This is a genomic window from Paraburkholderia sp. SG-MS1, assembly GCF_012275575.1.
Taxonomy (GTDB): Bacteria; Pseudomonadota; Gammaproteobacteria; order Burkholderiales; family Burkholderiaceae; genus Paraburkholderia.
Genome location: NZ_NPIH01000025.1, coordinates 1 through 7,000, shown reverse-complemented (window position 1 = coordinate 7,000; position 7,000 = coordinate 1). Strand labels below are relative to the sequence as shown.

The following is a 7,000-nucleotide window of genomic DNA, read 5'->3' as shown; positions in this document are numbered from 1 at the left end:
GGCGCTTTCGCCGGGTGGCGTCATCGCGTCACCCGCCGCGCCTGATTGATTCGCCCACATCCCGGCCAGCTTGTCGCGCGGCAAAAACGCGCAAAATACGCGCCCCGTCGACGTGGCCGGCAGCGACATCACCGTACCCACATGCAGATTGACGTGCAGCGGAAACCCCGCATGCTCATAACGGACGATGGTCGGCCCCTGTGGCCCGGCAATGCAGATCGCGACGCTGAATCCGATCGTTTCCGCCAGCGCCGCGACGCGCGGCACGGCGGCGCGAAACGCTGGCTGGTTTTCGAGGTGCAGCAAGCCGAGCCGCAGCGACAGCGGCCCGGGCTCATAACGGCCCGACAGTTCATCGCGCTTGATGAGACCGAGGCGACTCAGGCTCACCAGATACGCATGCGCCTGTCCCGGCGCGATTTGCGCGGCGCCGGCGAGATCCGAGAGCGCCAGTGGCGTGCGTGCCTGGGCCAGCGCGAGCAACACCCGGCCGCCCACCTCTACGCTCTGAATGCCACGCTGCGTTTTACCGCCGTGCGCTGGCTCGTCGCCGCGCGCGCCTTTGCCTGTAGCCGGATTTGCTGCTTTGCTCACACCTGCGCTCGTCCGTAAAAAGCGTCCATCTTAATCGAATGACCGTTCCTGCCAGCTTTCATCTTAGGCGCCTTGAGATTTGCGTATAGCGATACATTTCGCTATTGACAAAAAATCACGGCGAGCCATAAGATGCATTTACCCCGATACACCGACGCAGTCATAGAGTCAAAACGGGGCGAGACAATCCTCCAATACCGTCGGCCCGCGCTTTCCGTGCGCAGCCGGCCGTCGTCTCGCCTCACATCCAATTTTTGAGGGAGACAAGCATGGCAAAGGCATTCGCATCCCAGGCCGACCTGGAAGTCAAGCAGGTCACGTGGACCAAGCTGTCCGACAACGCCTACGCGTACACCGCCGAAGGCGACCCGAACTCGGGCGTGATCATCGGCGACGACGGCGTGCTGATCGTCGACACCACCGCGACGCCCGCCATGGCGCAAGACCTCATCGCCAAAATTCGCAGCGTGACCGACAAGCCGATCAAATACGTCGTGCTGTCGCACTACCACGCGGTACGCGTGCTCGGCGCGTCGGCGTATTTCGCGGAGGGCGCGCAGCAGGTGATCGCGAGCCGCGGCACATACGAGATGATCGTCGAGCGCGGCGAGGCCGATATGAAGTCGGAGATCGAACGCTTCCCGCGTCTTTTCGCCGGCGTCGAAACGGTGCCGGGCCTGACCTGGCCGACGCTCGTGTTCGAGAAGGAAATCACGCTGTTTCTCGGCAAGCTCGAGGTGCGCATCGCGCACCTCGGCGCGGGCCACACGAAGGGTGACACTGTGGTGTGGCTGCCGTCGCAGAAGGTGCTGTTTTCCGGCGACCTCGTCGAATACGACGCAGCCTGTTATTGCGGCGACGCGCAGCTTGAACAATGGCCGGCGACGCTCGAAGCATTGCGCGCGTTGAAGGCCGAGAAGCTGGTGCCGGGCCGCGGCCCCGCGCTGACCACGCCGGAGGACGTCGACAAGGGTCTCGATTACACGAAGGACTTCGTCACCACGCTGCTGCAACAGGGCCGGGAAGCCGTCGCACAGAAACTCGATCTGAAGGCCGCGATGGCGCTCACGCGCAAGGCGATGGATCCGAAGTTCGGCCACGTGTTCATCTACGAGCATTGCCTGCCGTTCGATGTATCGCGTGCTTTCGACGAAGCGAGCGGCATCACGCATCCGCGCATCTGGACCGCGCAACGCGACAAGGAGATGTGGGACGCGCTGCAAGCCTGACGGCAACGGAGAGAGGGACGGAGACATGACATGAGCATCAATTACCAGACGCTGTCGTTCGAGTATCAGCCGTGCCGCGAACAGCGCGAACAATCTGCTGCGCAGCCGGCGCTCCATCCTGTCATCGTGGTTGGCGCTGGGCCGGTGGGCCTTGCTACCGCGATCGATGTCGCGCAGCAGGGCGTGCCGGTCGTGCTGGTCGACGACGATTGTTCGTTGTCCACGGGATCGCGGGCGATCTGCTTTTCAAAGCGCTCGCTCGATATCTTCGACCGCCTGGGATGCGGCCAGCGGATGGTCGACAAGGGCATTAGCTGGAACGTCGGCAAGGTGTTCCTGAAAGACGAACTGGTGTACACGTTCAATCTGCAACCGGAAGCGGGGCACCACCGGCCCGCGTTCATCAATCTGCAGCAGTACTACGTCGAAGGCTTTCTGCTCGAACGCGCGCAGGACATGCCGAACCTCGAGATTCGCTGGAAGAGCAAAGTGGTCGGCGTCGAGCAGACCGGCACGGCCGGCACGTGCGAGGCCGGCGTGACGCTGACGGTCGACACGCCCACCGGACAGTATCCGTTGCACGGCCGTTACGTGGTCGCCGCCGATGGCTCGCGCAGCCCGATGCGCAAGCTGATGGGACTCGACAGCAAGGGCGTGACGTTCAAGGACCGCTTCCTGATCGCCGACGTGAAGATGGAAGCGGATTTTCCGACCGAGCGCTGGTTCTGGTTCGATCCGCCGTTTCATCCGAATCAATCCGTGTTGCTGCATCGTCAGCCGGACAACGTGTGGCGGATCGATTTCCAGTTGGGATGGGATGCCGATCCCGTGCTGGAAAAAACGCCGGAGCGTGTCATTCCGCGCGTGCGCGCCCTGCTCGGGCAGGACGCGAAGTTCGAACTGGAATGGGTTAGCGTCTATACGTTCTCGTGTTCGCGGATGGAGCGCTTTCGCCACGGTAACGTATTGTTTGCCGGCGACTCCGCGCATGGCGTGTCGCCGTTCGGCGCGCGTGGCGCGAATAGTGGCGTGCAGGACGCGGAAAATCTCGCATGGAAGCTGGCGATGGTGCTCGCAGGCCAAGCGTCCGATGGCTTGCTCGACACGTATGCAAGCGAACGCGAATTCGCCGCCGATGAGAACATCCGCAACTCGACGCGCTCCACCGATTTCATTACGCCGAAGAGCCCGGTAAGCCGCGTGTTTCGCGATGCCGTACTAAAGCTGTCACGGCATCATCCGTTCGCGCGTCAGTTGGCCAATAGCGGGCGTCTCTCGGTGCCGGCGGTATTGCGCGATTCCCCGCTGAATACAGCGGACCGTGACAGCTTCGACGGCGCGATGGTGCCGGGCGCTGCGTGCGTCGATGCGCCGGTTCAGGCGGCCGGACAGCCGGCATGGCTGCTGCGGCACCTCGGACAGCAATTCACCGGCGTGCTGTTTTGCGACGAGCAGGGCATCGATCCGGCGACGCTGGCCGCGTTAATTGCGCTGCGTGCGGGGCCGATTCCGTTAAAGCTCGTCGTGGTGATGCGCGGCGATGCGCAAGTCGCGGCGTGGCCAGACATGGATGTGGGTGTGGTCCACGATACCGAGGGTCTCGCTAGCGCACGCTACGACGCGACGCACGGCACGTTCTATCTGGTTCGGCCGGACCAGCACGTGTGCGCGCGTTGGCGGCAAGTCGATGTTGACGCCGTCGGACACGCGCTGAAGCGAGCGCTGTGTGTCGAAGGCACGGCCTGAGCACATCAGCAAAAAAAGCAGGAGACACACATGGCACTGAACGTGCAATCGAACCTCGCCCGCCCCGATGATTTCTACGAGGCGCTGATCGACATGCATCGCGATCTGGATGACGCGCAGAGCCAGTCGGCCAATGCGCAATTGATCCTGCTGCTCGCCAACCATATTGGCGATCACGCGACGCTGATCGAAGCGATGCAGCATGCGCGTGAAGGCGCGGCGGATGTTTCTGTGCGAGGCGCGCAGGCGCATTCGCTGGCGGCTTGAATTTACGCGATGAAAGCAGCACGCCTGGCAGCCGCGCCGCGCTTATTCGTCGGCCTTCCGCCGTCAGGATCGGTTTTGATCGCGATGTGCCGCTGGCCGCGACGTTGGTATCCCTAAGCAATGACCAGCGCTCGCTGTGCGCTAGTCATGCAATTGCCCCAATGCCAAACGCTTCGGCCACCCGAACGTGAGCACCAGCGTGAGCGGCTGCGCGAGTGCGACCGCCGCGCGAATCTTGCCGCTCATCGGCAGATCGAGCACATGCCAACGGCCGTGTTCCGCGAGATCGAATGCGCAACTCGCGATATCGCTCGACAGTAGATCGCCGTCGATATCGACCGGCGCATAACGCAGCCCATTGCAAAGGCTGCCATAGCGAGCGCGGCGGCGCGATTTTTCCGGCGTCTCGTCGGGCGCCGCACCGGGCGATGGCACGACGACGCTCAGGCCGAGCGTCGCCGACGCCATCCCGATCACGATCCAGATGCCGCCATACGCGATATCGATGGTGACGCCGCGCCCATCATGAGGATGGCGCGCACGCAGTTTCTCGTTGCCGTCGTCTTGCAGGTCGACGGCATGCGGCTCGCAGTCGAACAGATGGCCGACGATCCAGCGCACGACCACGCGCGCGCCGATAAAGCGTTTGCGCAGCGCGGCGTTCGGATGTAGCCGCGCGCGCTCGCGCTCTGTTTTCGAAAGCCAGCTATCGCCTTCCTGTACCGGTACGGGCAGCCATTCGCAACGAAAGCGCCATAGATGCAGTTCGCCCGCGCGCGGCGCGGCGACGTTGCGCGGATAGTGGCGCGTCAGCGGATGCGACAGGAAAGCGGGGGCCGCTGCATCGACGATGGCGTGCTCGCCGCGAGCAGGCTGCTGAACGTGTCCGGCGAGCGCGCGTGCCGCTGCGGATTCAATCGTGCCTTCAACCGCGCATGCGTCGCCGCTGTCACGCACCCGCGCGGATGAAGTCGCCGGTGCAGCCAGCTCCAGTTCCAATGGCATGGGCTTGCGTCCTCAATGCATATACGTGACGCGGCGTGCTTGCACGTCGAGTTCGACACCGGCGTCGAGCAGATCGATGGCAAACCAGCGAATCAGCTTCAGCACGCCGCTCACCGCGGGCGCGGGCAGCCATTCGGCCAGCATGCGTAAAGCTGCGCCGCTATGCGTTTTCTGCAGCAAGGCGATGGTTTGCAGAATCACCGCTTCATCCTTGCCGAGATCGCTCGCGCAACGGCAACGCATGTCGAGCGGACGGTACGACACGTGCATCAGCGAACGCATCAGCAGATCGAAATGTTCGATGCCGTCCTGACGCAAGCCGACGCCGCTCAGAATGTCACGCCAGTGCACGCCGCCGCGCGCGCTTTCGCACGCAGGCCGCAGCCACGTGCGCACGGCGGTCAGTACTGTGCGCTCGGGTGCGTCGGCGGTGTCGGGCTGATGATCGTCGATCAGTTCGGGACGGCTGCTGTATTGAGAGCGAAAGTTCATCGATGCTCCTGAATGGACACAGTCCAAAGAGTCGCGCCGGCCAGATGGAACGGTGCCGCGTCGCAGGCCAGCGCATGTCGCGTGCGACGGATCGGTGATGACGCGAGCGTGCGTCATATCGGATGCGTGGGGCGCACGGCCTGTCTCGGCATGATGCCGGTGCGGTCGCGCGCGCTTTTCGGTCAGGCTGGCTGCGGCGGTCGCCATTCCCGCACATGGTCGCTGCGTGACGCTCGCGCGGGAGCCTGTCCCGGCGTTTTCGGCGTCCCGACGAACAGGAGGCCGAGCAGGCGCTCGTTCGAAGCGAAGCCGAGCGCGTCGTGCAGACGCGCTTCGTAGCTGTCCGGCCCCGTGGCCCAGAAACCGCCATAGCCGAGGGCGTGAATGGCGTTCAGCATATTCATCGCCGCCGCGCCCGCTGACAGCAGCTGCTCGATCTCGGGCACTTTCGGATGCGGCGTCAGCGCCGCGCCGAGCGCGATCACCAGCGGCGCCGCGAACGCCTTCTGCCGACGATGCACGTGCGCGGAGCGCGGCTCGCCAGGCGCGCGGGTGCACGCGAGGTCGACCAGCAGATCGCCCAGAGGACCGCGCGCGTCGCCGCGAATCGTCACGAATCGCCATGGCCGCAGATTGCCGTGATCGGGCGCACGCAAGGCGGCATCGACGATCAGGTCGAGCTCGGCGTCGCGCGGGCCGGGTTCGGTGAGCGGCCAATGGGATTGGCGCGTGAGCAATACGTCGAGCGCTGCGGATGCGTCGGGCGGGGCAGTCGTTAAGCGTCTGGTTTCCGCTTCGGCGCGGGCGAGGTCGAGCGTCGTCATGATTTCTTGTTCGGCAAATGGCATAGGGCGAATCATGAGCCAAATTCTTGGTAAATGCAAATCATTCGCATTTAGGTCGGCATGGTTGGTTGTTGACCTTATGGCTGGAACGCGACGGGGCGCGGCGTTGAACTTGGCCCGGATAGTCGTCGGCCAAGGTCGTGAGACGCCAGCCGGCCGTGGTGCTGCGCCCGCGTCCGCGCTCAATAAGGCAACTAACGGTCAACCGCGCGACCCGCTCCCGGCTATGATGGCGACGTGCCGCACGAAGCCTTACCGCCGAGCCGTCTTGCATAATTTCTGCCCACTCACGCCAGCCGATGCCGCCCAGTTCACTCGACACCGCCTCGCCCGCCACTTCTTCCACCGACGCGGTGCAACGCCTGCCCACTTTGATGCTTGCCGCTGCGCTGTCGTTAGGAAGCGCGATTGCGTTGGGGCTCGCGCGCTTCGCCTACGCGCTGCTCTTGCCGTCGATGAAACTCGACCTCGGCTGGAGCTTCGCGCAAGCCGGCGCAATGAACACCGCCAATGCGCTCGGCTATCTGCTCGGCGCGCTGGCTTTCCCGCGACTCGCGCGCCGCTGGTCGGCCGGTGCGCTGTTCGGCGGCGGCTGTGCGGCCACTGCGCTGCTGATGGCCGGTAGCGGACTGCTCGCCGACACGAATTCGCTGCTCGCCTTGCGCGTGATCACGGGGGCGAGCAGCGCGGCGATCTTCATTAGCGGCGGTGTGCTGGCCGCGCGACTGGCGTCGGCGAGGCCGCGCGACGCAGGGCTCGTGCTCGGCCTGTACTACGGCGGCACGGGATGGGGCATCGTGGCATCGTCGGTGCTGGTGCCGT

General features: G+C 64.4%; 8 protein-coding genes. 4 read left to right on the top strand and 4 right to left on the bottom strand.

The features are described from left to right. Nucleotides 1-594 (bottom strand): helix-turn-helix domain-containing protein (locus tag CIC12_RS01940; RefSeq protein WP_168661652.1); only part of this gene is annotated, 594 nt, incomplete at its 3' end. 269 nt (nt 595-863) lie between these two features. Between CIC12_RS01940 and CIC12_RS01935 the strand changes: the two genes are divergently transcribed. Genes CIC12_RS01935 through CIC12_RS01925 form a run of 3 tightly spaced genes read left to right on the top strand, consistent with a single transcriptional unit; the run spans nt 864 to nt 3,836 of the window. Then, nucleotides 864-1,823: an MBL fold metallo-hydrolase gene (locus CIC12_RS01935; protein ID WP_168661650.1), complete on the top strand. Its 960-nt coding sequence runs from the start codon at nt 864-866 to the stop codon at nt 1,821-1,823. A 30-nt stretch (nt 1,824-1,853) separates the two neighbouring features. Next, nucleotides 1,854-3,569 carry an FAD-dependent oxidoreductase gene (locus tag CIC12_RS01930; RefSeq protein ID WP_168661648.1) on the top strand — a complete coding sequence of 572 codons (1,716 nt, stop codon included), beginning with the start codon at nt 1,854-1,856 and terminating at the stop codon, nt 3,567-3,569. Nucleotides 3,570-3,599: 30 nt separating this feature from the next. Continuing rightward, nucleotides 3,600-3,836, top strand: a complete 237-nt coding sequence (locus tag CIC12_RS01925) for a DUF2783 domain-containing protein (protein ID WP_168661646.1) — start codon at nt 3,600-3,602, stop codon at nt 3,834-3,836. Between the two features lie 141 nt (nt 3,837-3,977). Here CIC12_RS01925 and CIC12_RS01920 read toward each other — a convergent pair whose 3' ends face one another. The 3 genes from CIC12_RS01920 to CIC12_RS01910 all read right to left on the bottom strand — a co-directional run bounded on the left by CIC12_RS01920 (nt 3,978) and on the right by CIC12_RS01910 (nt 6,157). Continuing rightward, nucleotides 3,978-4,841: a hypothetical protein gene (locus tag CIC12_RS01920; protein WP_168661644.1), complete on the bottom strand. Its 864-nt coding sequence runs from the start codon at nt 4,839-4,841 to the stop codon at nt 3,978-3,980. Between the two features lie 12 nt (nt 4,842-4,853). After that, the gene (locus CIC12_RS01915) at nt 4,854-5,333 is read right to left on the bottom strand and encodes a hypothetical protein (protein WP_168661642.1); all 480 of its coding nucleotides are present in this window, start codon (nt 5,331-5,333) and stop codon (nt 4,854-4,856) included. Nucleotides 5,334-5,515: 182 nt separating this feature from the next. Then, on the bottom strand, nt 5,516-6,157 hold the full coding sequence (locus tag CIC12_RS01910; RefSeq protein WP_168661640.1) for a nitroreductase family protein: 642 nt from the start codon (nt 6,155-6,157) through the stop codon (nt 5,516-5,518). Nucleotides 6,158-6,477: 320 nt separating this feature from the next. Here CIC12_RS01910 and CIC12_RS01905 point away from each other — a divergent pair. Next, nucleotides 6,478-7,000, top strand: a 523-nt coding sequence (locus CIC12_RS01905) for a YbfB/YjiJ family MFS transporter (RefSeq protein WP_168661638.1), incomplete at its 3' end; no start/stop codon positions are given.

Bases quoted from the DNA above. Each gene is read 5' to 3' on its own strand.
- CIC12_RS01935 (WP_168661650.1), top strand. From the start codon at position 864: ATGGCAAAGGCATTCGCATCCCAGGCCGACCTGGAAGTCAAGCAGGTC.
- CIC12_RS01930 (WP_168661648.1), top strand. From the start codon at position 1,854: ATGAGCATCAATTACCAGACGCTGTCGTTCGAGTATCAGCCGTGCCGC.
- CIC12_RS01925 (WP_168661646.1), top strand. From the start codon at position 3,600: ATGGCACTGAACGTGCAATCGAACCTCGCCCGCCCCGATGATTTCTAC.
- CIC12_RS01920 (WP_168661644.1), bottom strand. From the start codon at position 4,841: ATGCCATTGGAACTGGAGCTGGCTGCACCGGCGACTTCATCCGCGCGG.
- CIC12_RS01915 (WP_168661642.1), bottom strand. From the start codon at position 5,333: ATGAACTTTCGCTCTCAATACAGCAGCCGTCCCGAACTGATCGACGAT.
- CIC12_RS01910 (WP_168661640.1), bottom strand. From the start codon at position 6,157: ATGACGACGCTCGACCTCGCCCGCGCCGAAGCGGAAACCAGACGCTTA.